Source organism: Brevundimonas mediterranea (assembly GCF_014196125.1).
In the GTDB taxonomy this organism is placed as follows: Bacteria; Pseudomonadota; Alphaproteobacteria; order Caulobacterales; family Caulobacteraceae; genus Brevundimonas; species Brevundimonas mediterranea.
In genome coordinates, this window is sequence record NZ_JACIDA010000002.1 from 830,714 (window position 1) to 853,830 (window position 23,117).

Here is a 23,117-nt window from a genome sequence, read left to right on the forward strand (position 1 = left end):
CGCATCGTCCTTTAGCGGAATGCAGGCGGCCGCCGGACGCGCTTGCGCGCCGCGACGGGGCTCGGGGAACGGATTTGCGAAAGGTATCGCATATGACGAGGGCACGCCGGTTCGCGCGGTCAGGGCAGATCCTCAGCCTGGCGCTGGGTTTGCTGGCCTCGCCTGCATCAGCGGAAACCTGGGCGAAGCGCTGGATGCGGCTTACCGGACGACCCCGGCCTGGTGGCCCGCCGGGAGAATCAGCGCGCGGTCGATGAAGTCGTGTCGCAGGCGCGATCCGGCTATCAGCCCACGCTCGGCCTCACCGGTGGCGTCCTGGGCAGCGAAACAGCCCTGCCCTTGCTCGGCCAGATCAACGCTTCAGGGGTCGGCCCTGGTCCTTGAGCAACCGCCCTACACCGGCGGGCGGGTCGCACAGGCGTATGATCCGGCGTCGCGAGCGGCCGCGGTCGCGTCTCGCCAAAAATCCGCGCCCTGGACCCCGATGATCGAAGCCCTCGACCGGGTGGGGGATGGCCAGCCCTCCCACCGCTGAGGGGCTTGATTTGATAGCGCGCGTCGTGTGTCCCCGACAACGGCAGCGCCTTGCGGCCTCACCGAACCCAGCGCTGCGGGTTCAGGTCAGCGCGCCTTCGATCGCCGTCTCCGCCCGTCGCACGAATTCCGCCGCCGGCAGGTCCGGCGGCATTGCGGCCAACAGCGTCACCGTGACGACCCCACGCCCAGTGGGGCCGCCGCCGGGCGGCCAGAACCGACCCGCATCCCAGGCGACCGGCGTCGCCTCGACGTCCAGGCCCCGATAGAGCCACTCCACGCCACGCTTGAAGCGGATCGCGCCACCGGGCGGTGTCCGGGTACCCTCCGGGAAGATCAACACCGAACGGCCGGTCTTCAACGCGGTGCGGCTTTGCACCAGCATCTCCCGCACCGCGCGCCGGTCATCACGGTCGATGATGATCATCGGGGAGCGGCGCAGGTACCAACTCATCACCGGGATGCGCAGGAGTTCGCGTTTGGCGACGATCGCCACGTCCGGAAACAGGACCAGGGCCGCCACCGTCTCCCACGTGGATTGATGGTTGGCGACGATCAGCCGGGGCGCGACGGGCGCCGACGGCCCGCCGCGCACGATGAAGCGCAAGCCGACCACGACGGCGAGCAGCGCGAGCACGCCCCGCGCCCACACCCGCGAGAACCTGCGGATCGCCATCGGGGGCGACCCGCGCACCCACAACAGCGGAATGGTCAGGCCGAACAATCCGGTCCAGGCGGCCCATATAGCTATGAACACGGCAGACCGGAGTGTGCGCGCATCGCCTCCATGGGGCGCTCGCCCCTACGCCTCAGACGCGCCTCCGCGCAAACCATTCCGATGCGAGACGATCGAAGGAGTGCAGCGGACCTCTCTCAGCGGACGCCCGGGCGCCGCGCCCTGACGCGATCAGGCCTGCGACCTTCGGAGCCAGGCCTGCCGCATCTGGGCCTGGATCGGGGCGGCCATCCTCGCCAGCCGCTGTAATGGGCAGGTCCGAGCGACGTCCAGTTTCTGGTCATCGGCAGCGGCGGGGCGGGCATGATCATCCTCAGGGCGCTTCAGATCGGCCTGGCGGCGTTTGGACTGCTGATCGCGGCGCTCTGGGCGCGCGTTCGGCCGCAAACCGCCGCCGCCCTGCCGCAGCGGGTTCGACGCTTGCTGGAGCAGCTCGGGCCGACGTTCGTCAAGCTGGGGCAAGCGCTCAGCCAGCGCCGCGACCTGCTCTCCTCCGCCTGGACGATCGAGCTGGGCCGTCTACAGGCGGCGGCGCAGCCCTTCTCGGCCGAGGTCGCCGCAATGGCCGTCGAAGCGGCGCTCGGCAAGGCGCCTAAAGACTTGTTCATGGAATTCGAGACGGCGCCGCTCGCCGCGGCCTCTGTCGCCCAGGTCCATCGCGCCCGCCTGCACGACGGCCGCTGGGTAGTGGTCAAGGTTCTGCGCCCAGGCGTGCGCCGCCAGATCGACCGCGACATGCGCATCGTAGTCGCGGTCGCCTGGTTGGGAACGGTGCTCGTGCCGTTCTTGCGCCGGCGGCGCGTGGTGCTTTTGGCCCGGGAAATCTGGCGCAACCTGCGCCGCGAGACGGACCTCGATGAGGAAGCGCGGAACATCCGTCGCTTTGCACGCGCCTTTCAGGACTCCTCGACAGTCTTCATCCCCGATGTGATTGACACTCTGAGCGCCCGCGGCGTTCTGGTTCAGGAAATGAGCCATGGGCGCGACATCGGCGATGCGACCTTGGCGGGTGAGGCCAAGGCGCTCGCTCAGGCCTTCGTGAACTTCTATCTGGAGCAGTTCTTCCGGGTGGGGGTGTTCCACGCGGATCCGCATCCGGGCAACATCTTTGTGCTCGAAGACGGGCGCCTCTGCTTTCACGACTTCGGCGCGGTGGGCATGCTGGATTCGGTCTCGCGGCGCGCGCTCATGGCCTTTGTCCAGGCCTTTGCGGCGCAAGATCCCGATTGGCTCGCAGACGCGGCCAGCGATCTCGGCTTGCTCACGCTGGGCGTCGACCGCACCGCGGTCGTCCGCGGCGTCGAGGCGATCCTGGTCGAGCTTGAGGGCATGCCGCTCGGGTCCTGGTCCATCGCCGGCCTCATGGTCGACATCGCCCGCTTAGGCGGCGGCGACGCGGTCGCGCTGCCGCCCCACCTCGGCGTGCTGATGCGCACGGTGTTCATCGCGGAAGGAACCCTGCGCACGCTGGATCCGGGGTTGAACGTGACCGAGATGTTGAGCGAAAGCGCGCCCAAGGTGCTGCAGAGCCTCGACCATGCCAAAGGCGGGGCCGCGCCCACGCTCGGCCGGTTTCGCTGGGAATTGGCCACGGCGGCGCGGGACCTTCCCCAGGCAGCCGCCCGCTGGCTGCACGATGGGCGCCAAGGCGGCGGCCTTGCGATCCGGCTTCCCGACGCGACCGCTGCGGCCGATCGTCTGGGACGCTCCGCCGATCGCATCGCGCTGGCCCTCGTCGCCCTTGGCCTCTACATCGCCGCCTCACTGCTGATGCAACACAGCATCGGTCCGCGGATCCTCGGCGACCTGCCCCTCCTGGCCGCGCTGGGCTACGGTCTTGCGCTCTGGTTCACATTTCGCCTCGTACGCAATCTCGGCCGGACCGATCGGTCCTAGCCGCCACCGTCGAGCGACCGCCTTGCGAACCTCGGTCACGCCCACCGGTCTGACATCTTCACGTGCCGTCCGAGGACGCGCGTTCGGCTACGCCCGTGCGTCTAAAGACCAGAGGCGCAGGCGCGTTGGCGGTGCTTCGGCCTCGGACCGTCAAAGAGGAGGTCTTCTCATGAGCAAAGCGACAGCCTTGGCGGACGCCGTGATCCTGGCCGAGACCGTTTCGGCGTGCGCCAGCCAGCCGCATACGGACGCCACCATGTTGTCCAGCTCTCACGCGATGCCACCCCAGGGCGGCTACATGAGCGACCGGTCCATGCCGGCCTGGAGCGCCGATTGCACCAAGGAAGCCCTCGACAAGATGCCGCCCGAGCACCGTGGCGCCTGCGAGAAGGCGCAATTCCACAACCCCTAGCGGCCGCTGCGGCGGACGGCGTCAAAGACCTTCGCGTCTCACGCGGCCCGGGCGCCACCGACCGCCCCATCTGAGGATTCCGCCATGAGCTGGCTTGCAAACAACTGGATCTGGGTCGTTCTTGTGGCCGGATTCCTCGCCTTTCATCTATTCGGACATGGGCATGGACACGGCGGTCATCGCCGCGCGCAGCAACTGCCTCGGCAGGAGCCCGAGCCTGGAGTCCCGGACGGTCAGAAGACGACGCCTGGCCAAGCGCCCGAACGCGAACACCGCCGGCACGGCGGCTGCTGAGCCGCCTGAGCCAGAATGAGCCGGCGCTTCTCGACTACGACAACCGCCTGCGCGCAAACCCATTGGGCTCGACGGCCCCGGCTTCCCAACGCCAGATCATGCTGGTGCTGACATTGAGACGGGCGAACATTGACTGACTGGCCTTCTGAGTCTCGCGGACTTGTTTGATGCCGCTGGGGCGAAGAACAGCGTGATTGGCGGTTCGACAGGGCGTTCATTGGCGGGACTCAAGCCGGCGTGGCTGTGAAATTTCCGATCTCGACCGAACGGTCGGGAAAGGTCGCAGTGATGTGCAGCTCGCCGCCCATCGCCGCGATCAGGCCGCGCAATGTGCAGACTTTCATGTCAGGACGGCGGACCAGCTTCGAGATGGCCGGCTGCTCACCTCCATGACGTTCGCCAGTTCCTCCTGGCTGATGCCCAGACCTTCGCGGAGTTGCTCCAGGCTGACCATTTCGGCCACCAGCTTCGCCTTCCGCGTTTCATTCGCGGCGAGCCGGTCGGGGCTCCAACCCTTCTTGAGGTCGGAAAACGGGCGATGTCCGCTCATTTCAACAATCCTTCCTGTTTCAATTCCTTCAGACGCACGTCGTAAAGCTCGTCCGCGATGGGGTCAGCCGCGCATAGAAACGGTCGTCCCCCGTTTTGTCGCCTCCGATCAACAGGATCGCCGACCGACGCGGATCGAAGGCGTGAAAACACGCAGCGGCCCTCCTTCGCTCTGAATCCGCAGCTCGCGCATGTGAGAGCGCCGCGAATTGCCGATCCCCGACGAATGCGGAAAGCGCAGGTTCGGCCCTTGCGCAATCAGCAGGTCGACCGTGAAGTCGATCGCATCCTGATCGGTCTCGCTCAGATCTGGGCCCCGCCCTCAGCGTCTGGATCAGCGCACCAGCCGTCGTCTCGGCAGGGCTTGGCGCCGCGGCCTCTACGCCGTTCGCTGGCGCGGCCCTGCTGGCGGTGATCGGCGGCGGATGGATCTGGCTGACCTTGCGCCGTTCCGCGGCGCCGGCCGCGCCCGCTGCGGACCGGCGGCCGAGTTAAAGCGTCCTCACCAACGCTCTCCTGGCCTTGAGCTTCGCCGTCGCGGCCATCGTCGGCGTCTTCAAGGTCGGCGTTTCACTGCGGAGCGGCCGCCTCGCCGGCGCCACGCAAGGCGAGATCGCCGCCATGTTCGCCGTGTGCAGCTGGTCATGTTCGTGACCCAGGCCGTCCTCTTCTCTCCGCTGGTGCGCGCCGAACGCACTTGGCGCTTCCTCGCGCCGGGCTTCGCCTTGCTCGCGGCCGGGCTCTTCTTGGCGTCTTCGGTGGCCGGATTCGCGCCAAGGATGACGTGGTCAGCCTGATCGCCGCCAGCGCCGGGGCGGTCAGCCCGACGCTCGCCTACTGGCTCTCGGTGCACGCGGGAAAGCGCCAAGGCGCCCAGTTGGGGCGTCAGACAGCGGCGTCGAGCTTGGGCCAAGCGGCATGCGCCGCCGCCGGCGGGTGGCTCTTCGGCCAACTCGGCGCGGGCGCGCCATTCTTGTGGAGCGCAGGCCTGGCCGCGGTTAGCGCCGTCGCCACCTATCTGATCGCCCCACGGGTCGGCGGCGTCTCGCCAGGATCGGCCCGGCCACGCCGATCGGCGATGTGTAATCCGCGCTGATGCGCGGCGTCTAGAAGACCATCAACATCCTTCAGGAACAAGCTCATGCTCCGAGAAGCCTTTGGTTCCGTCCTCCCCGACCGCGCGGCCTTCGATCTGCTGGCCAAGGTGCTTGACCGCTCGGTCCGCTACGGCACCCTCGCGGTGATCGATCCGTGGGATGGGCGCCATGCCTTCGGCACCGGCGACGCGCCATTCGCCACGATCCGTTTCACCGATCCCGACGAGGCGGGGCGGCTGCTGGGAAACCCCAGTCTCCACATTGGCGAGGCCTATATGGACGGTCGGCTTGTTATCGAGGACGGCGACCTACGCGATTTCCTGCTGATCGCGGTGGCCGCCTCGGACGTGCTTGTCGAGCAGGTCGGCGGCCTGACCGAGTTCGCCGCGCCCCTGCGCAGGCTGCGCCGGGCCAATCCGATCGCCCGCGCCCGCGCGAACGTCGCCCATCACTATGACCTCTCCGAAGAGTTCTATCGGCTCTTCCTCGATCCGGACCTGCAATATTCCTGCGCCTATTTCGAGACCGGCGACGAGCCGCTCGAGACCGCCCAGGCCCGCAAGAAGCGCCATATCGCCGCAAAACTTCGGCTCAGGCCTGGCGCTCGCGTGCTGGACATCGGATCAGGGTGGGGCGGCCTGGCGCTCGAGCTGGCCCGTGGGTACGGGGCGCAAGTCGATGGTCTCACTCTCTCGCGGGAACAGTTGACGGTCGCCCAGGACCGGGCCGCCGCCGAGCGACTGGATGAGCGGGTGCGGTTTCATCTGCGCGACTATCGACACGAAACCGGCGTCTACGACCGGATCGTCTCGGTCGGCATGTTCGAGCATGTCGGACAGCCCCACTATCGCGAGTTCTTCGAAACCGTCCGAGACCGCCTGGCGCCCGACGGGGTCGCGCTCATCCACGCCATCGGCCGCCGGGCGGCCCCGGCGGACAGCGACCCATGGATCGACAAATACATCTTCCCAGGCGGCTACTGCCCTTCGCTCTCGGAGGTCTTCGCGGCCGTCGAAAAGGCGGGGCTATGGGTGACCGATGTCGAGGTTCTTCGCCTGCACTACGCCGAGACCCTGAAGCGCTGGTACAACCGCTTCCAGGCGAGGCGGGCGACCGCCGCGCAGATCTATGACGAGCGCTTCTGCCGCATGTGGGAATATTACCTAGCCGCCTGCGAAGCGGGCTTCCGGGTGGGCGGGCTGATGGTCTTCCAGCTGCAACTGAGCCGCGACGTCGGGGCCTTGCCGCTGACCCGCGACTATATGGTCGACGACGAACGCCGCGCCAGCGCCTGAGCCTCCCCCTCCCCACAGTTCTTGCAGAACGAGGCCAAATCATGAGCGGGGCCCACAAGATCCGCGTTGCGGTCAATGGCTATGGCGTCATCGGCAAGCGGGTGGCCGCGGCCGTCGCCCGACAGAGTGATATGGTGCTGGTCGGCATCGGCGATGTCACCGCCGACTGGCGGTTACGCGACGCCGCGCGACGCGGCTTCTCGCTCTATGGCGTAACGGCGGGGCATTCCGAGGCCATGCTTAAGGCGGGGCTGGCGCCCGCCGGCGTGCTTGCGGACCTGATCGGCGCGGCCGACATCATCGTCGACTGCACGCCAAAACATGTCGGCGCCGCCAACGCTGCGCTCTACCGCCAAGCCGGCAAGCCTTTCATCGTGCAGGGCGGCGAGAAACACGAGGCGACCGGACATTCGTTCGTCGCCGAGGCCAGATAGGCGGGGGCGCTCTCCCGGCCAGCGACCCGGGTGGTCTCCTGCAACACCACCTCTATCGTGCGCATCTTGTCGGTGCTCAAACGCGCCGGCCCCCTGCGGCGCGCGCGCGGCACATTGCTGCGGCGGGCGACCGATCCCTGGGAGAACGACCACAGCGGCATCATGAACACCCTGGTTCCGGAGCCGGAGATCCCGAGCCATCAGGGGCCCGACGCACAGAGCGTAGACCCCGAGTTGGACGTACTGACCATGGCCGTGAAGGTTCCCGAGACCATAGGCCATCTGCACTACTGGGCCGTGCAGCTGACGCGGCCCGCCGATAGGGCCGAGGTGCTGGCGGCCTTCGCGACTTCGACGCGCATCGCGCAAGTCTCCATGGGGGACGGCCTCGTCGCGCTCAATGTCGTCAAGGAGATGACCGCCGACCTCGGCCGTCCGCATGGTGATCTCTATGAGGTGGCGCTTTGGGCCGACATGCTGCGGGTCGAGGGCGACGAGCTCTTCTACGCCTATATGGTGGACAACCAGGCGATCGTCATTCCCGAGACGATCGACGCCATCCGCGCCTTGTCCGGTGCGGTGGACGATCCGGCCGCCTCCATCGCCCAGACCAATGCGAGCCTCGGCATCGGCGAGCTGGCCGCCGTGGGCTCGTGAGCGGGGACCCGTCTCGGACAGGGAGCCGGCGGCGGGCAGGCCGTAACCTGGCCCTACCGCACCGCGCGCTTCAGCCGCAGCAGCTCGGCGCTCGCCTCATGAGAGGCCGCCCCGCCCCCACGTGCGTCGGCCAGCCAGGCGTCGACCAGCGACTGCAGCACCTCCACCTCGACGCGGGCGAGCGCGGCGCGCGTCGCCTGCAGCTACGTCAGCAAGTCCTCTCGGTCGCGATCCTCGTCGAGCACCCGCGTGATGCCGCCAATCTGCCCTTGAGCCGGCGCAACCGGGTGCGAAGTGTGGCTTTGTCGGACGAGATCATCGGTGTGATCGAGGCTGTACCCAGATCCGCAAATTGCAAGCCGACGTCTCCGCCCCAGCGGCCCCAACCGAGCGGGAGCTAACCGTGACCAGCCTCCACCATCATCTCCCCTCCGACGCGGCCGCCTCCCAGGGCCCTGCGACCGCGGCGATCGATCCCGTCTGCGGGATGACGGTCGACCCGGCGACGACGCCGCACCACGCGGAGCATGCCGGCCGCGCCTACCACTTCTGCTCGGCCGGGTGCCGCGACAAGTTCATCGCCGAGCCCGCGCGCTACCTGACCTCGAGCGCGGCGGCCAAGCCGCCCCCGGCGCCAGCGGGGACCCTCTACACCTGCCCGATGCACCCTCAGATCCGCAAGGTCGGCCCTGGATCCTGTCCGATCTGCGGCATGGCCCTGGAGCCGGAGACGGTCGACGCCGAGGCCAAGCCCAATCCCGAGCTCGCCGACATGACGCGCCGCTTCTGGATCGGGCTGGTGCTCGCGCTTCCCGTGCTCGCCCTGGAGATGGGCGGTCACCTCACCGGTCTGATGATGCGGGTCGATGGCCACGTCTCGGACTGGATCCAGTTCGCGCTGGCCACCCCCGTGGTCTGGTGGGCCGGGTGGCCCTTCTTCGCACGCGGCTGGGCCTCCTTGCGCACCCGCCACCTCAACATGTTCACGCTGATCGCCATGGGCGTCGGCGTCGCCTGGGCCTATAGCATGGTGGCGCTGCTAGCGCCGCACACCTTCCCAGCGGCGATCCGCAGCGCCCAGGGCGCGGTCCCGGTCTATTTCGAGGCCGCCGCGGTGATCACCGTCCTCGTCCTGCTGGGCCAGGTCCTGGAGCTCAGGGCCCGCGAGCAGACCTCCGGCGCCATCCGCGCCCTCCTCGACCTGGCTCCAAAGACCGCCCGCCGGATCCGCGGCGATGGCAGCGACGAGGAAGTGACCCTGGACCAGATCGGGGTCGGCGACCGGTTGCGGGTACGGCCTGGCGAGAAGGTGCCCGTCGATGGCGAATTGGTCGAAGGCCGCGCCGCCGTCGATGAGTCCATGGTGACCGGCGAGTCGATGCCGGTGACCAAGGAGCCCGGCGCCAAGGTGATCGGCGCCTCGCTCAACACCACGGGGTCGTTCGTCATGCGCGCCGAGCGCGTCGGCGCCGACACCCTCCTCTCACAGATCGTGCAACTGGTGGCCCAGGCGCAGCGCAGCCGCGCGCCCATCCAGCGGCTGGCGGACCAGGTCTCCGGCTGGTTCGTGCCGGCGGTCATCGCCGTGGCCCTCGTCGCCTTCGCGGTGTGGTGGGCGCTCGGGCCCGAGCCGCGCTTCGGCTATGCGCTGATCGCCGCCGTCTCGGTCCTGATCATCGCCTGTCCTTGCGCGCTGGGCCTAGCCACGCCCATGTCGATCATGGTGGGCGTCGGCCGCGGGGCGCGCAGCGGAATCCTGATCCGCAATGCCGAAGCGCTGGAACGGTTCGAAAAGGTGGACACCCTCGTCGTCGACAAGACCGGGACCTTGACCGAAGGCCATCCCGCCGTCACCGCGCTCAAGCCCGCCGAGGGGCAGGATGAGACAGAACTCCTGAGGCTTGCCGCGAGTCTGGAGCGCGCCAGCAAGCACCCGCTGGGCGAGGCCATCGTCCGCGCGGCCCTCGAACGCAAGCTCGCCTTGAGCGATCCCGCCGACTTCGACTCCCCCGTGGGCCGCGGCGTCCTCGGCCAGGTCGAGGGTCGCCGCCTCGTTCTGGGAAACCCGAAGTTTTTGAAGGCGCAGGGCGTGGACACCGCATCCATGGACGCGAGTGCCGAAGCCCTGCGCCAGGAGGGCGCCACCGCGATCTTCGTCGCTATCGACGGTCGCCTGGCTGGCGTCATCGGCATCGCCGACCCGATCAAGGCCACCAGCGCCGAGGCGGTGAGGGCCCTCAAGGCGGCCAATGTCCGCGTCGTCATGATGACCGGCGACAATCAGACCACGGCCCACGCCGTGGCCAAACGGCTCGGCATCGAGGAGGTCGCCGCCGAGGTCCTGCCCCAGGACAAGGCCTCGGTGGTGGCGAAGTTCCGCAAGGAGGGCCGCGTCGTGGCCATGGCCGGCGATGGCGTCAATGATGCGCCGGCGCTGGCGGCCGCCGATGTGGGGGTGGCCATGGGCGCGGGAGCGGACGTGGCGATCGAGAGCGCCGGCGTCACCCTCCTGACCGGCGACTTGCAGGCTCTGGTGCGCGCCCGGCGGCTCTCGCATGCGGTGATGCGCAACATCCGCCAGAATCTGATCTTCGCGTTCGCCTACAACGTCGCCGGGATTCCGATCGCCGCTGGTGTGCTGTATCCCGTCTTCGGCCTTCTCTTGTCGCCGATCGTTGCGGTCGCCGCGATGGCCGTCTCATCGGTGAGCGTCATCGGCAACGCGTTGCGATGCGGGCGGTCAAGATCTGAGTGCTCGCCGACGCGACTGCGAGAGCATCAAGGAGACCGGTCGGCTGGGCCGCCGGACGCACAAGACCTCCCAATGGCCCACGGCGGAGGGCGAAGAAAGTCCGGGCGTCGTCATCGGCCCGCCGGGACTTAAGGGCTCTCGATACGCCGATTGCGACGCGCTCACCTGAGAACGAACATGCCGACCGCCACGGCCGCCATCACCAGGGTGGCGACCCATCCCAGCAGACGCTGGATCAGGGGCGCCGTGAACGGCCCCATCACCGAGGCCCGCCCGACGACGATCATCATCGTCGCCATGATCGGTACGGAGATCAGGCCGTTCAGGACCGCGCTCCAGAACAGCGCCTTGATCGGATCCAGCGGCGAGTTGTGTAGGGCGAAGCCCAAAAGGGTGGCAAACCCGATGACAGCGTAGAAGCCGAGCGCCCGGTCTCCAGACGCAGCTTCGCGGCGATGTGACGCTTCTTCTTGGCCTGGGCCAGTTCAAGACTTTCGTCGCCATCCTGGAAATAGGCGCAGGAGTACTGCAGGTCGGGGTCGAGGAAGAGGCGATAGAGTTCCTCGGAGAGGTCATAGTGGTGGGCGACATTGGCGCGAGCCCGTTCGACCGGGTTGGGCCGTTGGGGCTTCTGGGACGGGCTGGCGAAATCACTGGCGATGGAAGCACCCATCATCAGGAAATCGCGCAGCGAACCCTGTTCCAGGACAAGCGTGCCGTCCATGTAGGCTTCACCCACGCCCAGCATGGGGTCGGCCAGTACGCGCCCTGGAATTCGGGGATCCGTGAGCCGGATGCTCGCCGTTGGCGTCTCGTCCGGGCCGAAGACATGCCGCTGTCCCCAGGGATCGACAACCACGAGCGAGCCATGCTGTACGGCACGCCCGAGCGCCGTGGCGAGAAGGTGGAATGCGGTGCGGTCGGGCAGAATTGACCGGAGGGCTTCCTTGATCATCAGGCTCACCGTGGTGGAGAGGGGGCGCACGGTGAGACGCCGGAGTCCGGGGGACATTACAGGCAACGCGGTTTGCGAACCAAACCCAACGTCCAACGCTTGCCTTGCTCCTTGGGGGTCAGGGGCACGCCACCCCGACATGTAATGGAAGGGCCGCCGCAGCGTCCCTTGTAGTGATTGGAGCGTTCCTCCCAGTCGTCGCGTGAACGGAGGGTCTCGTGTCTACGCTACGTTCATTGGCGTTTGGCGGCCTGTGGGGGCTCTGGACCGCGCTTTTTGGTCTGGCGATCCCGCTCGTATCGATCGCCGGGTCCCCGCCGGCGACGGTGCGAATGCTGTCGCGGGTCTGGGCCCGCGGCGTTCTGGCCCTGCTGGCTGGCGTCGTCGGTTTGCGGCATCGGGAGCGGGGCCGGGAGCACGTTCATCCTATGCCGGGCCTGATTGTCTCCAACCATCAATCGACCTGGGAAACCCTGGCGGCCCTCATCCTGTTTCCTGATGTTGCGATTGTGGCCAAGCGCGAACTCCTGCGTATCCCGGTGATGGGCTGGTACCTGAGGCACTCGCCGATGATCCTGATCGATCGGGCATCGGCGGCCGCCTCCCTCCGGGAGATGACATTGCAAAGTCGGGCGGCCCTGGCGCTCGGACGCCCCGTGCTGATCTTTCCGGAAGGCACCCGCAAGGCGGTCGGCGAACCGATCGAATTCCGGCGTGGTGTGGAGTTTCTCTACAAGGCGCTCGGCGTCCCGACCCTCCCCGTTGTCCTGGATTCGGGGCGCTTCTGGGGTCTCGGCGGCCTTCCCCAGCGGTCAGGGGTCATCACCGTGTCGCTGCTGGAGCCGATCAACCCAGGCCTCAGCGCAAAGGATTTCACCCGGACGGCGCAAGCCGCCATGCAAGCCGAGGTCGGTGCGATCGAGAAGCGGCGGGTGGCGGCGCCCGGCTTGTCGGCGGGTTGGCTCGCATCTCCTCAAATGCCGGAGCTCCGTCCATGAAGATCGCCCAGGTCACGCCGCTGTACGAAGCCGTGCCACCCAGGCTGTATGGCGGCACCGAGCGGGTCGTCGCCCACCTGACCGACGCTCTGGTCGATCTGGGCCACGACGTCACCCTGTTCGCCTCGGCCGACGCCGAGACGCGCGCGCGGCTCATCCCCGTACGCGATCAGGCGATCCGGCTGGATCCGGCGCCGTTCAAGTCGGACCTGGCCGCACACATGGTCATGCTGTCGGAGGTGCTGAAGCGCGCCGACGACTTCGACGTCATCCACTTCCACACCGACATGATCCAGTTCCCGATGTTCGAGCGGTACGCCGATCGGACCCTCACCACCCTGCACGGGCGCCTGGACATGAAGGATATCGGCGGCGTCTACGAGCGCTGGCCGCAGTTCGGCCTCGTCTCGATCTCGGACGACCAGCGACGCCCCCTGCCCTTCGCCAACTGGAAGGCCACGGTGCACCACGGCATGCCGGGCGAACTCTACCGGTTCTCGCCGAAGCCGGAGGGCTATCTGGCCTTCCTGGGCCGGATTTCACCCGAGAAACGCCCCGACCGCGCCATCGAGATCGCTACCCGGCTGAACAAGCCGCTGAAGATGGCCGCCAAGATCGACGCGGCCGACAAGGTCTATTGGGAAACCGTCATCCGGCCGCTGGTCGAAGGCAATCCGCTGGTCGAGTTCGTCGGCGAGATCGGCGACCACCAGAAGTCAGCCTTCCTCGGCGGCGCCGAGGCCCTGCTGTTCCCCATCGACTGGCCCGAACCCTTCGGCCTGGTGATGATCGAAGCCATGGCCTGCGGCACGCCGGTGGTGGCCTTCCGGTGCGGCTCGACGCCCGAGGTCATCGAGGACGGGGAGACCGGCTACCTCGTCGACACCCTGGAACAGGCCGTCGCGGCCGCCGGCCGGGCGCATCTGCTGGACCGCGAGGCGGTCCGCGCCCGGTTCGACCTGCGGTTCTCGGCCACGGCCATGGCGAGGCGCTATCTGGACGTCTATGGCGACCTGTCGGCGCAACGGCCTTTTGCCGAACAATTGATCGACGGCTACGCGGCGCCCCGGCACGAACCGTTGAGCTTCGCAGTCCTGGCCTGAGACAAGCCCGCCAGTATCGCTCTTGCCCGGTCCGGCGCTCCGGCCAGAAGACATGACCGGCGCGCCGGATCATGCGGCTGTGCTGACCTCAGGTGGTCGCCGCCCCCTTCCACGCCCCGGCGCCACCACAGCCTTGGCGGCATGAGCGTCGCGAGCGTGACACCCGCGCGGGCAGGTCAGGGGCGAGTTTGTCGCGGGATCCGGCACAGGATCAGTTCGAGGCAGAGGACGGTTCGAAGGACGCGGACGCCGGAGCGCGGCGCGGACCCCTTCCTTTTCTCACAAAGGCCTGGCTCTGGCTTCAGCCCCAGCCCGCGAGTTTCGGGAGTCAGGCGTAGCGAGCGACTGAACGCCTTTCGCGCCCGCATCCGCAACGCCCTGTCAAACAGCGGGCGAGCGAAGCTGTGAGGTCGGAGGTCGCCGAGGGAAGTGCAGCAACACGATGACACTGAGCACTGCCGCGAAAAAGCACCACACGGAGATCAACCATACGGCGTAAAAAACATAGGCCCCGACGAAGGCCACGAAGGCCGCGAGACCAAAAAGCCTGACCCTGGAGTGGCTCGAAAAGAGCATGCTGACGCAGGTGCCGAGGACGTAGAGCAGCATTACAACGGCGGCATAGAAGTGCGGGGACACATAGGCGATGTGCCCGCCCTGCACCTGCGAAACGATCGGCAGGCTGACGATGAAATACAGGAGGTAGAGACCCACTGCGCCCCCGACGAACGCGATGGCCAGCAACACCCGGCGACGCCACGGTATGGGCTCAAGCAGCAGAACCGCGATCGGAACATAGATCGGCCAAAGCACGTGCGAGAAAACGGAATAGATCACGGTTAGAACTGTGTTCAACAGGGGAGCCTTGTCGGGAAACGTCAGCCGGATGGCTCCCTCGATCAGCTGTTGAATGCCGAACAAGACCGGAATCAAAGCAAAGGGCAGCTCGGCGCGCCGCCGTGCGCGCCGAACCGTCACCGTGCCGATGATCAGCAGCGCGGCGCCTGCTGAGAAACTGGCCGTGGCTGAAAAGCACATGCGTGTTCAATCCCAAACGCTCGACAGTCTCGGGGACGGGTTGGCGGGGCTATATCCCGCCGGCCAATAAAGTCCCGAGCCAAAAAGCCGGCGGCGACCAATCTCAAACGACACGGGTCCGGTCAGACACCCAGAGACGCGATCTGTCCGTGCGGAACCGTCCTGACCCCGAGACTTCAAAAGCGGCGGCCCCCGAAGCGCTCCTGGCGTGATCCGCCCCTGTTCTGTAAGGAGCCTGGATCGGCCGCGTCATAGGTTTCATCGGAGCGATCCTGACAAGACTTCGGCCATGCCGGAGATCGGACCGAACGCTCCACCAAAAGATCCAGGAAAGACCGATGAATTGGGTGGTGGACAACTGGCCTTGGCTCCTGTTCGGGGCAGCCTTCATAGGGCTGCACCTTGTGGGGCATGGCGGTCATGGCGGGCACGGCGGTCGTGGGTCGCGCCGAGCCGAGGAGGACAGCGATGGCGGCGTTTCGCGAGAGGACGACCGAAAACCGCCCCATGTCCACTGAGCGGGATCGGGCCCGGGCCCGGCCAAGTTGCAGAACCATCGAAGGAAACGCCGAATGATGGACACTAAAATTGTGAGCTGGGCCCTCGGCATATGGGCGTCCGTGACGTTCCTCCTGTGCGTGGTCTACGGTTTGATCGCGCCCGAGAATTTGCATGCGCAGGCTCTGCTGGAGCAGCTGTTGCCCGCCTTCCAGTGGCTGACATGGCCCGGATTCCTGTTGGGCCTTGCCGAGAGCTTTCTCTACGGGGCCTACGCCGGATTGGTTTTTTGCCCCGTCTACAACTGGCTGAACCGGCGCTGGGGTCGGGGTTAGATACGGAAGGCCATCGGGCTTTCGGGACTCCCGGGATCGGGCGACGCTTAGCGCGCGCGTCACGGTCCCGTTGCTGACGCGATAAGAGAATCACGAGTGGGAAACCACTGACCGGCGTCGTCACGGCGTCCGCAGATGGGCATTGAAGCGCAAGTCATCCCAACAGGAGTCTTCGGCCATGGCAGAAAACGTCCGCTCCATCGACACCTCCCTGGGCGAGGATCGTGACACGGATCGACGCCCTCCCAAGGCGTATCTGGTCGGGGGGGGCATCGCTTCGTTGGCAGCGGCCGCATTCATGATCCGCGACGGCGACATTCCTGGCCAGCAGATCACGATCCTGGAGGAACTGAACACCATCGGCGGCAGCCTCGACGGTTCCGGATCGCCTGAGGAAGGCTATGTGTTGCGCGGCGGCCGGATGCTGGAGAGCAAATACCTTTGCACATTCGAGCTGTTCTCTTCCATTCCCGCGCTCACCGGCGACAAGACAGTCACCCAGGAGATCTTCGAATGGAATGAGACGATAAAGACATCGTCGAAATCACGCTTGTTCCGAAACGGCAAGAGGCAGACCGCACCGGAGTTCGGCCTCCGCGAGACGCATATCTTGACGATTGAGCGGCTCGCGATCGAACCGGAAGCCATGCTGGGCAGAAGCACTATCGCGGATCAATTCGATCCGACGTTCTTCAAAACGGATTTCTGGTTCATGTGGTGCACGACCTTCGCTTTCCAGCCGTGGCACAGCGCCGTTGAGTTCAAGCGCTATCTGGTGCGGTTCGCCCATATGGTGGGGGGTTTCGAGCGTCTCGAAGGCATTCTGCGAACCGTCTACAACCAGTACGATTCGCTCGTGCGGCCGCTGCGAAAATGGCTCGACGACCGCGGGGTGGTGTTCGAGATGAACTGCCGCGTCACCGATCTCGTCTTTGGCGGACCGACCGGCCGGGAGACCGTCGCACGCATTGCGTGCGCTCGAAACGGCGTGCCGGAGGAGATTGTGATCGACACGGACGACCTCGTGCTGGTGACCCTCGGTTCAATGACCGAGGCGTCAAGCCTGGGCTCAATGGACCACGCGGCGTCGCTCAACGGCAAACGCGACGGCGGCGCCTGGACGCTCTGGGAGACGATCTCGGCGGGTCGGCCTGCATTTGGACGACCTTCCGCCTTCGCCGATCATATCGGCGAGTCCAAATGGCTGTCATTCACCACGACCCAGAGCGATCCAACGTTCCTGCACATCGTCCGCGACCTCACAGGCAATGTGCCGGGCGAAGGGGGCCTGATCACATTCCCCGAGTCGAGCTGGCTAGCGTCCATCGTCATCCCCCACCAGCCACACTTCACCGGTCAGCCTGAAGACGTCAGCGTCTTCTGGGGCTATGGCCTCGCGGTTGATCAGCCGGGCGATTTCGTCAGAAAGCCGATGTCGGCCTGCAACGGCCGCGAAATCTTGACAGAGGTGTTCGGTCACCTCGGCATCGGTTCGGTGGCGCCAGGGATTCTGGAGAGCTCCATCTGCATTCCCTGCATGATGCCGTTCATCACCAGTCAGTTCCTCCCTCGCGGGAGGGGGGACCGCCCGCACGTGATCCCGCCGGGATTCACGAATCTGGCGTTCATCGGCCAGTTCTGTGAATTGCCGGATGATGTCGTGTTCACGGTCGAATATTCGATCCGTTCGGCACAGGTCGCGGTATATGAACTCCTGAATCTGAAGCTGACTCCACCCGCGGTTTACAAAGGGCAATCGGACCCGCGCGTACTCTACCGAGCGTTCAAGGCGCTGCACGACATTCGATCCTGAGGGCTGCAGCCGCCCTCGCGCGCGATCCCTGGTGCGAACGCCCACCTTCAGGCCGTGTCCCGACCGGCACGGCCTCACCATCGAAGGCGATGCTTGGGATAGTCCCGTAATCTCTCAGCCCGCCATGCGTCATTGTTTTTTCGAGCGGGCCGGCGATTGTCGCCGATCCGACGAGCCCCTCAAAGAGGATCGCCATGACTGAAGCCAAGGTATTTCCCGGACGCACCCGTCTGCGTGTCCTGCGTGTCGCAAGCACCGGTGCATTCGCGACGCTCTGGCTATTCGTTCTGGGGTGGATATGGGCCGCGCTGAGCCTGCCCGGAGCCGACGCCTTCGTCGGCCTTTTCACAACGCAACTCACAGACCAATCGGTGGGTTCTGTCGCCGCGCTTGGGATCGGGAGCCTGTGCGCCTTCGTCGTGGGCGGAATCTTCGGCGTGCTGATAGCCCACTGCTACAATCTGGCGGGACGGGTGCTCGGCGAGTGAGAACGCCGATCTGTATCAATGGAGACTCCGCCACCGCTGCGCCGATGGCCTCGGTCCCGTTAGACCACTCCCGGAGCGCACGCGGAGGCGCCTGGAGGCTCATGGAGACGCAAAGGCAAATGCGCTGTAGCCGAGGCCGGGCCCGATGATCAACGGGTGGTGGACCCCGCGGTAATCCATTCGGCCAATAGAAGCCGCGATCCGGCTGATTTTACGCCGGAGCGGCCGGTTCGGAGCGGTCGTCCGGCCACGCCGGGACCGAAGCCCTGTAATGTCGGGCCGCGGGCGCGCGTCATTCGATGTTCAGTTCAGCTCGTCGCGAAAAAGGCCGGAAGATGTCTGTCGTCCCCTCCCTGCGCCACCGGGCGCGCCCGCTCCTGTTGGGCGCCGTTGTCGCGCTGACGCTCGCTTCCTGCCAGGCCGAGCCGGCCGACGGCCAGTCGCACCCCGTTGACGACCAGTCGCAGACCTTTGTTGGTCAGTCTCAGACCGTTGACGGACTGCGACTTGAGTACGGCGTGGTCGATAGCGCGACCGTGGCCGGTCACCCCCGGTCCCACCCCGAGTCCCGAATGCACGACGGGCCGCCGCCAAGGGCCGATCACGTCACGCTCGCTGTGTTCGACGCCGCAACAAACCGGCGCATCGATGACGCCGAGGTATCCCTGAGCATCAGCGGGCCACACAACCCCGGCCCCGGAGCCGGGCCGCTGGAACTCATGCCCCTGGAAGGTTTCGCCACCTACGGCGGCTATGTGTCGCTTCAGCGTCCCGGGCGCTACGTGCTGACCTTCAACGTGGAGCGCCGTGGTCGGCGTGACGAGCCGGTCAGGGCCGTCTTCACCTATGAACGGTCGTGACAGGTCGCGCCGGATGTCAACCATCTCCGATCAAACAAACCGCGAAGCTTGACAGTAGTAAACTGACGTGAATGTCTCGATGAGACGATCTCGGTCGCGTGTTAGTGCGTTGTTCTGCTCATTATATCCGGTCACTAATGACGATTGCAGCACCAACTGCGCTGATTATTTGATCTGAATCAAATAATCGTTAGGTGAAACGAGCTCCTGCGCGCACTTTAGCGAATGATCGCCGTAACGAAGCCCATGCTTGCGCCGCGATCGCTTCCTCACGGATGTGTCGACCGGCCTGAAGTCAACGATTGCGACAGCTGCGGCGCGCGGGCGCTGAGCGTCTGCGGCAGCGTCGCCGATCGCGATCTTGAACGCCTGGGAGGCCTGGCTGAAGTCGTCAAGCTGGCGGCCGGAGCGGTTCTGACGCGGGAAGGCGAACCTGCGCCCCATGTGTTCAACATCACGTCGGGGTCGCTCCGGGTCTACAAACTGCTGCCGGACGGTCGACGCCAGATCACCGGCTTTCTGTTCGCCGGCGACTTTCTGGGCCTGGCGATAGGTGAGTTCTACGTGTTTTCCGCCGAGGCGATCGAACCGACGACAGTCTGCCGGTTCCGCAAGGGTCCATTCCGCGCCCTCGTCGAAAGTTCGCAGCCCCTGGAGCATATGCTTCTCCACCGTACGTCGCATGAGCTGGCCGCCGCCCAGAATCAGATGCTTCTGCTCGGCAGAAAGACGGCCATTGAGCGCCTGGCGTCCTTCCTTCTCGACCTGCCGGGCCACGACCCCGCGCGGCCGACGGCCCCTGGCCACGTCCGCCTGCCCATGAAACGCGGCGAGATCGCCGACTATCTGGGACTGACGATCGAGACGGTTAGCCGCGTGCTGACCCGCATGAAGGCCAAAGGCATCATCTCGATGCCCTCCCAGAGCGATCTGATCGTCGAACGTCCGGACCTGCTGCGCGCCCACGCCGGCGGAGAGATCTGAAGTCGGCGGATTGAGCCAGATCAAGGCCAGCGTTCCGCGGGGAAGTTAGTGGGAGGTGCTGATCAGGAGAACGGCACCGTGGACGCCAACCCGACTATTGACGCCTACCCGCCGATCAACGGCGCCGCGGTCGACACCATCGTCGACCTTCTCAACCGTGAACGCCTGATGAGCATTGGGGTCAATCGACCCGACGGCTGGCCCCAGGTGACGACGGTCGGTTATCTGAATGACGGGCTGAACCTGTATTTCGTCAGCGGACGCGACAGCCAGAAGCTGGCCAATCTCCAGGCCGACGCGCGCGTTTCGGTCTCGATCCATTCGCTCGCCGAAAGGGGCGGCGCTGTCGGGGTTTCGATGGCCGCGCGCGCCACCGAGGTGGCGGACGCCGGCGAAGTCGAACGGCTCAATCAGATGATGTTCAAGCGTTGGCCGATGGTGAGCGTCTACTGCCCGGCCACCAGTTCGGTGGCCATCATCCATGTGAAGCCCGAGCTGATCTGCGCGATCACGGCCATCGATGGGCGAAGCCGAACGGAATGTTTCTCGCTTGGCGAATCCGCAGGGCAGGCGACCGAAGGCCCGCCACGACGGGCTCAGGCGCCCCTCTGATTTAATCGCTTTCGTGCCGTTAGAGGCGCGCCGGTCGCCAACGCGCCGGTGATCTGGATCAAGGCGGCTGTCAGTCCGCATGGATAGCCTGCGGGGACCAGGTCGGGCCCTGGGGCCCCGCCGCTTCGGCGACATTCGACAGGGATCGTTCATGCCGACATCGACCGCGCCCGTCCCCGACATATCCATGTCTCTTGCGCTGTCGCTCATAAACGCTTCGGTCGCCCCCGTGCTTCTGCTGGACGGTGATCTCGAGATCGTGGCCGCCAGTCAGTCGTTTCTTGAGGATTTCGACGTCGAGCCGAACGTTATCCCGGGATGCCGGCTGGCGGATCTGGGCGCGGGCGAATGGAATGTGCCGCAGCTCTGGTCCCTGCTGAAGGCGACGGCCTATGGCAACGCCGACATACGCGCTTACGAAATGGACATGGTGCTCGCCGACCGGCCGCCCAGGCATCTGATCTTTCACGCGCGGCGCTTGAGCCCGGGCGTTGGTCAGGGGGTGCGGCTCCTGTTGACGATCACGGACGTGACGATCTCACGGGCGAAGGATCGTCAGAAGGACGAACTCATTCGGGAAAACGCGTTACTGTACCAGGAGGTGCAGCACCGGGTCGCCAACAGCCTCCAGATCATCGCCAGCGTCCTGATGCAGGGCGTTCGAACCGTCGGCTCGGACGAAAGCCGAAGCCACCTGCGCGACGCCCACCAGCGCATCATGTCGGTCGCAGCCGTGCAGCGACACCTGGCCGGATCGACGACAGGGGACGTGGAGCTTCGAGCCTATTTCACCGACTTGTGCCGAAGCATCGGAGACTCGATGATCAGAGACCACAACCAACTGGCGCTGACGGTCACGGTCGACGACAGCATCGCGACATCCGGCATGTCCGTCAGCCTGGGCTTGATCGTCACCGAGTTGGTCATCAACGGGCTGAAACACGCCTTTCCCGACGACCGGAACGGCGAAATCGCCGTCGACTACCGCGCTGCGGGCGATGGATGGACGCTGAGCGTGACCGACAACGGCGTCGGCATGCTCAGTGGTTTGAAGACGGCCAAGGCAGGCTTGGGCACCGGAATCATTCAGGCTCTTGCCAATCAGCTGCGCGCCCGCATCGAGATCGCAGACGCTCAGCCCGGCACACGTGTATCAATCACTCACGACTCCGACACAGACACAGCGGGCTCTGTCAGCCAAAACGAGGCTTGGCGGTAAGGCCGGCCAGCGCCAGGGCGGCATGGTCAAATCGATCAACGCGTTTCGCTCCTCCCCCTGTTCGCATGAGGTGATTGTCTCGTGTTGAAGATCTCCGTTCTTTAATTGAGGTGAGCAGTTTCGTTCGATTGGCTTCCTCACACCTGGATCAAGGTTTTTTCGACGTCGCTCTCAAGCGAGCGCGTCATGGCAGCATGCAAGGATCGCTCTTAAACTCCGTGCGTCGAACTCCGAGAGCCTCCTGATCGTGCCGCAAACTGTACTTCTTGCAGCACGATGACCTGCCTCCGCAGAGTGGACGCACACGGGGTGAACCCGCTTCGTTTCCCCCGGGCTGACAACACCTCTCGACCCTAGGGCGCCGGTTCCACGTGGCCACCGAACGCTAGCCGCATCGCCGACAACAGCTTTTCACCGAACGTGTGTTGTTGGCGGGATCGAAAACGGACGAAGAGGGCTGTCGCCAACACATCAGCGGGAACGGCTTCCTCAATGGCGGCTTCAACCACCCAGCGGGCCTCACCGCTGTCCATCACGCTGCCAGAAAAGCCCGCCAGGTGCGGGTCATCGGCAAGGGCCTGAGCGGCGAGGTCCAGAAGCCAGGATTGGACGACGCTGCCTCTGCGCCAAACCTCGGCGATATCCGCAAGGTTCAGATCGTAGCGCTCCTCCGGCGGCAGGGCAGCGGACCCCTTCCCTCGCAGAACATCGAAGCCTTCAGCATAGGCCTGCATGAGCCCATACTCGATACCATTGTGAACCATCTTGACGAAATGACCCGCACCGACGGGTCCTGCGTGGATATACCCCCGCTCGGCCCTGGGGTCGGAGCCGGGTTCCCGCCGCGTCATCGTCGTCGCGCCTCGTCCCGGAGCGAGTGATCGAAGGACCGGATCAATACTCTCCACAACCTCACCAGCCCCGCCCACCATCAGGCAGTAACCGCGTTCCAGTCCCCAAATTCCTCCCGAGGTGCCGACATCAAGATAGAACAGGCCCTTGGCCTTCAAGGCTTTTTCTCGCCGGATGTCGTCGCGGTAATAAGTGTTTCCGCCGTCAATTATCGTATCGCCGGGCGCCATCGCGGCCGCCAGCTGACTGATGACATCCTCGGTGACCCCACCGGCTGGCAACATGACCCACACGCGTCGCGGGAGCGCCAGACGACGCGTTAAGTCGACCAAGCTTTTGGCCGCCGCCGCCCCTTGGGCAACCAAGGCGTCGAGAGCAGTCGGGTCAAGATCGTAGACGACGCACGTGTGGCCGTCGGCCAGCAAGCGTCTGGCAATGTCGCCTCCCATCCGGCCCAGGCCCACAATTCCTAGCTGCATCGGAGCACCGACACTCCTCGCCGCCGTAGCGGCGGCGGCAATCTGCGAGTCGAAGCGTGCGGACGTTTGGGTCGCCGCTCGCCGATACACGATCGTTCTGCGCACAGAGCAGGCCTGCTTCGTGCGTGATCTCTGCCGACAACCTCAACGCCTCGTCCTCGCGTTCCAAGCCGCGCCCGAGAGAGGGTTGCCTCCCGGAAATCTTTGATCGAGAGGATTGCCATGCT

At 65.8% G+C, this 23,117-nt stretch carries 23 protein-coding genes and 2 pseudogenes; 18 read left to right on the forward strand and 7 right to left on the reverse strand.

Features of this window, described 5'->3' with window-relative positions; translation table 11 throughout:
- Positions 1–616: 616 nt before the first annotated feature.
- Positions 617–1,258: a lysophospholipid acyltransferase family protein gene (locus GGR11_RS12830; protein WP_221205255.1), complete on the reverse strand. Its 642-nt coding sequence runs from the start codon at positions 1,256–1,258 to the stop codon at positions 617–619.
- A gap of 315 nt (positions 1,259–1,573) precedes the next feature.
- On the opposite strand from GGR11_RS12830, the gene GGR11_RS12835 reads away from it, so the two are divergent.
- Together GGR11_RS12835 and GGR11_RS12840 are read left to right on the forward strand one after the other, a co-directional pair.
- A complete protein-coding gene (locus GGR11_RS12835; protein WP_183197532.1) occupies positions 1,574–3,166 on the forward strand; it encodes an ABC1 kinase family protein in 1,593 nt (530 codons plus the stop codon).
- 169 nt (positions 3,167–3,335) lie between these two features.
- Positions 3,336–3,578 (forward strand): hypothetical protein, encoded by a 243-nt coding sequence (locus tag GGR11_RS12840; protein ID WP_183197534.1) that lies wholly within the window; start codon positions 3,336–3,338, stop codon positions 3,576–3,578.
- A gap of 634 nt (positions 3,579–4,212) precedes the next feature.
- Here GGR11_RS12840 and GGR11_RS12845 read toward each other — a convergent pair.
- Positions 4,213–4,422, reverse strand: coding sequence for a hypothetical protein (locus GGR11_RS12845; RefSeq protein WP_221205256.1), 210 nt, complete (start codon positions 4,420–4,422; stop codon positions 4,213–4,215).
- A gap of 108 nt (positions 4,423–4,530) precedes the next feature.
- Positions 4,531–4,728, reverse strand: coding sequence for a type II toxin-antitoxin system RelE/ParE family toxin (locus GGR11_RS17020; RefSeq protein WP_221205322.1), 198 nt, complete (start codon positions 4,726–4,728; stop codon positions 4,531–4,533).
- 215 nt (positions 4,729–4,943) lie between these two features.
- Between GGR11_RS17020 and GGR11_RS16910 the strand changes: the two genes are divergently transcribed.
- From GGR11_RS16910 to GGR11_RS12865, 5 genes and pseudogenes are all read left to right on the forward strand, one after another.
- Positions 4,944–5,075 (forward strand): hypothetical protein, encoded by a 132-nt coding sequence (locus GGR11_RS16910; RefSeq protein WP_281380226.1) that lies wholly within the window; start codon positions 4,944–4,946, stop codon positions 5,073–5,075.
- Positions 5,076–5,562: 487 nt separating this feature from the next.
- The gene (locus GGR11_RS12855) at positions 5,563–6,813 is read left to right on the forward strand and encodes an SAM-dependent methyltransferase (protein ID WP_183197537.1); all 1,251 of its coding nucleotides are present in this window, start codon (positions 5,563–5,565) and stop codon (positions 6,811–6,813) included.
- 41 nt (positions 6,814–6,854) lie between these two features.
- Positions 6,855–7,247: a hypothetical protein gene (locus tag GGR11_RS16795; protein ID WP_246331793.1), complete on the forward strand. Its 393-nt coding sequence runs from the start codon at positions 6,855–6,857 to the stop codon at positions 7,245–7,247.
- Positions 7,248–7,265: 18 nt separating this feature from the next.
- Positions 7,266–7,904, forward strand: a pseudogene (locus tag GGR11_RS16800) (type II glyceraldehyde-3-phosphate dehydrogenase); the annotation flags it as partial.
- A 403-nt stretch (positions 7,905–8,307) separates the two neighbouring features.
- Positions 8,308–10,788 carry a heavy metal translocating P-type ATPase gene (locus GGR11_RS12865; RefSeq protein ID WP_343051133.1) on the forward strand — a complete coding sequence of 827 codons (2,481 nt, stop codon included), beginning with the start codon at positions 8,308–8,310 and terminating at the stop codon, positions 10,786–10,788.
- A 29-nt stretch (positions 10,789–10,817) separates the two neighbouring features.
- On the opposite strand, the gene GGR11_RS12870 is transcribed toward GGR11_RS12865, so the two are convergent.
- Together GGR11_RS12870 and GGR11_RS16915 are read right to left on the reverse strand one after the other, a co-directional pair.
- Positions 10,818–10,955 carry a hypothetical protein gene (locus tag GGR11_RS12870; RefSeq protein ID WP_183197539.1) on the reverse strand — a complete coding sequence of 46 codons (138 nt, stop codon included), beginning with the start codon at positions 10,953–10,955 and terminating at the stop codon, positions 10,818–10,820.
- Between the two features lie 23 nt (positions 10,956–10,978).
- Positions 10,979–11,611 carry a class I SAM-dependent methyltransferase gene (locus GGR11_RS16915; protein ID WP_183197542.1) on the reverse strand — a complete coding sequence of 211 codons (633 nt, stop codon included), beginning with the start codon at positions 11,609–11,611 and terminating at the stop codon, positions 10,979–10,981.
- A gap of 218 nt (positions 11,612–11,829) precedes the next feature.
- Here GGR11_RS16915 and GGR11_RS12880 point away from each other — a divergent pair, with 218 nt between their 5' ends.
- Complete coding sequence (locus tag GGR11_RS12880) at positions 11,830–12,609, forward strand: lysophospholipid acyltransferase family protein (protein ID WP_343051134.1); 780 nt, start codon at positions 11,830–11,832, stop codon at positions 12,607–12,609.
- Positions 12,606–13,712 (forward strand): glycosyltransferase family 4 protein, encoded by a 1,107-nt coding sequence (locus GGR11_RS12885; protein ID WP_183197544.1) that lies wholly within the window; start codon positions 12,606–12,608, stop codon positions 13,710–13,712. The genes GGR11_RS12880 and GGR11_RS12885 overlap by 4 nt, the downstream gene beginning before the upstream one ends.
- A gap of 381 nt (positions 13,713–14,093) precedes the next feature.
- Here the strand turns inward: GGR11_RS12885 and GGR11_RS12890 are convergent, their stop codons facing one another.
- The gene (locus tag GGR11_RS12890) at positions 14,094–14,750 is read right to left on the reverse strand and encodes a DUF6629 family protein (RefSeq protein ID WP_183197547.1); all 657 of its coding nucleotides are present in this window, start codon (positions 14,748–14,750) and stop codon (positions 14,094–14,096) included.
- A gap of 338 nt (positions 14,751–15,088) precedes the next feature.
- On the opposite strand from GGR11_RS12890, the gene GGR11_RS17025 reads away from it, so the two are divergent.
- The 9 genes and pseudogenes from GGR11_RS17025 to GGR11_RS12930 all read left to right on the forward strand — a co-directional run bounded on the left by GGR11_RS17025 (position 15,089) and on the right by GGR11_RS12930 (position 21,559).
- On the forward strand, positions 15,089–15,268 hold the full coding sequence (locus GGR11_RS17025) for a DUF2933 domain-containing protein (protein WP_183197549.1): 180 nt from the start codon (positions 15,089–15,091) through the stop codon (positions 15,266–15,268).
- A 54-nt stretch (positions 15,269–15,322) separates the two neighbouring features.
- Entirely contained in the window at positions 15,323–15,583 is a 261-nt protein-coding gene (locus GGR11_RS12900; RefSeq protein WP_183197551.1) for a DUF5676 family membrane protein, read from the forward strand.
- A gap of 178 nt (positions 15,584–15,761) precedes the next feature.
- Positions 15,762–17,396 (forward strand): oleate hydratase, encoded by a 1,635-nt coding sequence (locus tag GGR11_RS12905; RefSeq protein ID WP_183197553.1) that lies wholly within the window; start codon positions 15,762–15,764, stop codon positions 17,394–17,396.
- A gap of 194 nt (positions 17,397–17,590) precedes the next feature.
- A complete protein-coding gene (locus GGR11_RS12910; protein WP_183197555.1) occupies positions 17,591–17,884 on the forward strand; it encodes a hypothetical protein in 294 nt (97 codons plus the stop codon).
- Positions 17,885–18,219: 335 nt separating this feature from the next.
- Positions 18,220–18,744: a hypothetical protein gene (locus GGR11_RS12915; protein ID WP_183197557.1), complete on the forward strand. Its 525-nt coding sequence runs from the start codon at positions 18,220–18,222 to the stop codon at positions 18,742–18,744.
- A 246-nt stretch (positions 18,745–18,990) separates the two neighbouring features.
- Positions 18,991–19,326: pseudogene (locus tag GGR11_RS16810) on the forward strand (Crp/Fnr family transcriptional regulator); the annotation flags it as partial.
- 78 nt (positions 19,327–19,404) lie between these two features.
- Positions 19,405–19,728: a helix-turn-helix domain-containing protein gene (locus GGR11_RS16815; protein ID WP_246331866.1), complete on the forward strand. Its 324-nt coding sequence runs from the start codon at positions 19,405–19,407 to the stop codon at positions 19,726–19,728.
- 78 nt (positions 19,729–19,806) lie between these two features.
- Positions 19,807–20,340: a pyridoxamine 5'-phosphate oxidase family protein gene (locus GGR11_RS12925; RefSeq protein WP_183197561.1), complete on the forward strand. Its 534-nt coding sequence runs from the start codon at positions 19,807–19,809 to the stop codon at positions 20,338–20,340.
- 151 nt (positions 20,341–20,491) lie between these two features.
- Positions 20,492–21,559, forward strand: coding sequence for a sensor histidine kinase (locus GGR11_RS12930; protein ID WP_183197563.1), 1,068 nt, complete (start codon positions 20,492–20,494; stop codon positions 21,557–21,559).
- Positions 21,560–21,912: 353 nt separating this feature from the next.
- Here GGR11_RS12930 and gnd read toward each other — a convergent pair whose 3' ends face one another.
- Entirely contained in the window at positions 21,913–22,890 is a 978-nt protein-coding gene (gene gnd, locus GGR11_RS12935) for a phosphogluconate dehydrogenase (NAD(+)-dependent, decarboxylating) (protein WP_183197565.1), read from the reverse strand.
- Positions 22,891–23,117: the final 227 nt, after the last annotated feature.

Excerpts from the sequence above, each read along its gene's own strand:
- GGR11_RS12890 (WP_183197547.1), bottom strand. The coding sequence starts at position 14,750 with ATGTGCTTTTCAGCCACGGCCAGTTTCTCAGCAGGCGCCGCGCTGCTG.
- GGR11_RS12930 (WP_183197563.1), top strand. The coding sequence starts at position 20,492 with ATGCCGACATCGACCGCGCCCGTCCCCGACATATCCATGTCTCTTGCG.
- gnd (WP_183197565.1), bottom strand. The coding sequence starts at position 22,890 with ATGCAGCTAGGAATTGTGGGCCTGGGCCGGATGGGAGGCGACATTGCC.
- GGR11_RS12870 (WP_183197539.1), bottom strand. The coding sequence starts at position 10,955 with ATGGCGACGATGATGATCGTCGTCGGGCGGGCCTCGGTGATGGGGCCG.
- GGR11_RS16795 (WP_246331793.1), top strand. The coding sequence starts at position 6,855 with ATGAGCGGGGCCCACAAGATCCGCGTTGCGGTCAATGGCTATGGCGTC.
- GGR11_RS12905 (WP_183197553.1), top strand. The coding sequence starts at position 15,762 with ATGGCAGAAAACGTCCGCTCCATCGACACCTCCCTGGGCGAGGATCGT.
- GGR11_RS17025 (WP_183197549.1), top strand. The coding sequence starts at position 15,089 with ATGAATTGGGTGGTGGACAACTGGCCTTGGCTCCTGTTCGGGGCAGCC.
- GGR11_RS12900 (WP_183197551.1), top strand. The coding sequence starts at position 15,323 with ATGATGGACACTAAAATTGTGAGCTGGGCCCTCGGCATATGGGCGTCC.
- GGR11_RS12885 (WP_183197544.1), top strand. The coding sequence starts at position 12,606 with ATGAAGATCGCCCAGGTCACGCCGCTGTACGAAGCCGTGCCACCCAGG.
- GGR11_RS12855 (WP_183197537.1), top strand. The coding sequence starts at position 5,563 with ATGCTCCGAGAAGCCTTTGGTTCCGTCCTCCCCGACCGCGCGGCCTTC.
- GGR11_RS12840 (WP_183197534.1), top strand. The coding sequence starts at position 3,336 with ATGAGCAAAGCGACAGCCTTGGCGGACGCCGTGATCCTGGCCGAGACC.
- GGR11_RS12915 (WP_183197557.1), top strand. The coding sequence starts at position 18,220 with ATGTCTGTCGTCCCCTCCCTGCGCCACCGGGCGCGCCCGCTCCTGTTG.
- GGR11_RS12910 (WP_183197555.1), top strand. The coding sequence starts at position 17,591 with ATGACTGAAGCCAAGGTATTTCCCGGACGCACCCGTCTGCGTGTCCTG.
- GGR11_RS12835 (WP_183197532.1), top strand. The coding sequence starts at position 1,574 with ATGATCATCCTCAGGGCGCTTCAGATCGGCCTGGCGGCGTTTGGACTG.
- GGR11_RS12845 (WP_221205256.1), bottom strand. The coding sequence starts at position 4,422 with ATGAGCGGACATCGCCCGTTTTCCGACCTCAAGAAGGGTTGGAGCCCC.
- GGR11_RS16915 (WP_183197542.1), bottom strand. The coding sequence starts at position 11,611 with ATGATCAAGGAAGCCCTCCGGTCAATTCTGCCCGACCGCACCGCATTC.
- GGR11_RS16815 (WP_246331866.1), top strand. The coding sequence starts at position 19,405 with ATGCTTCTCCACCGTACGTCGCATGAGCTGGCCGCCGCCCAGAATCAG.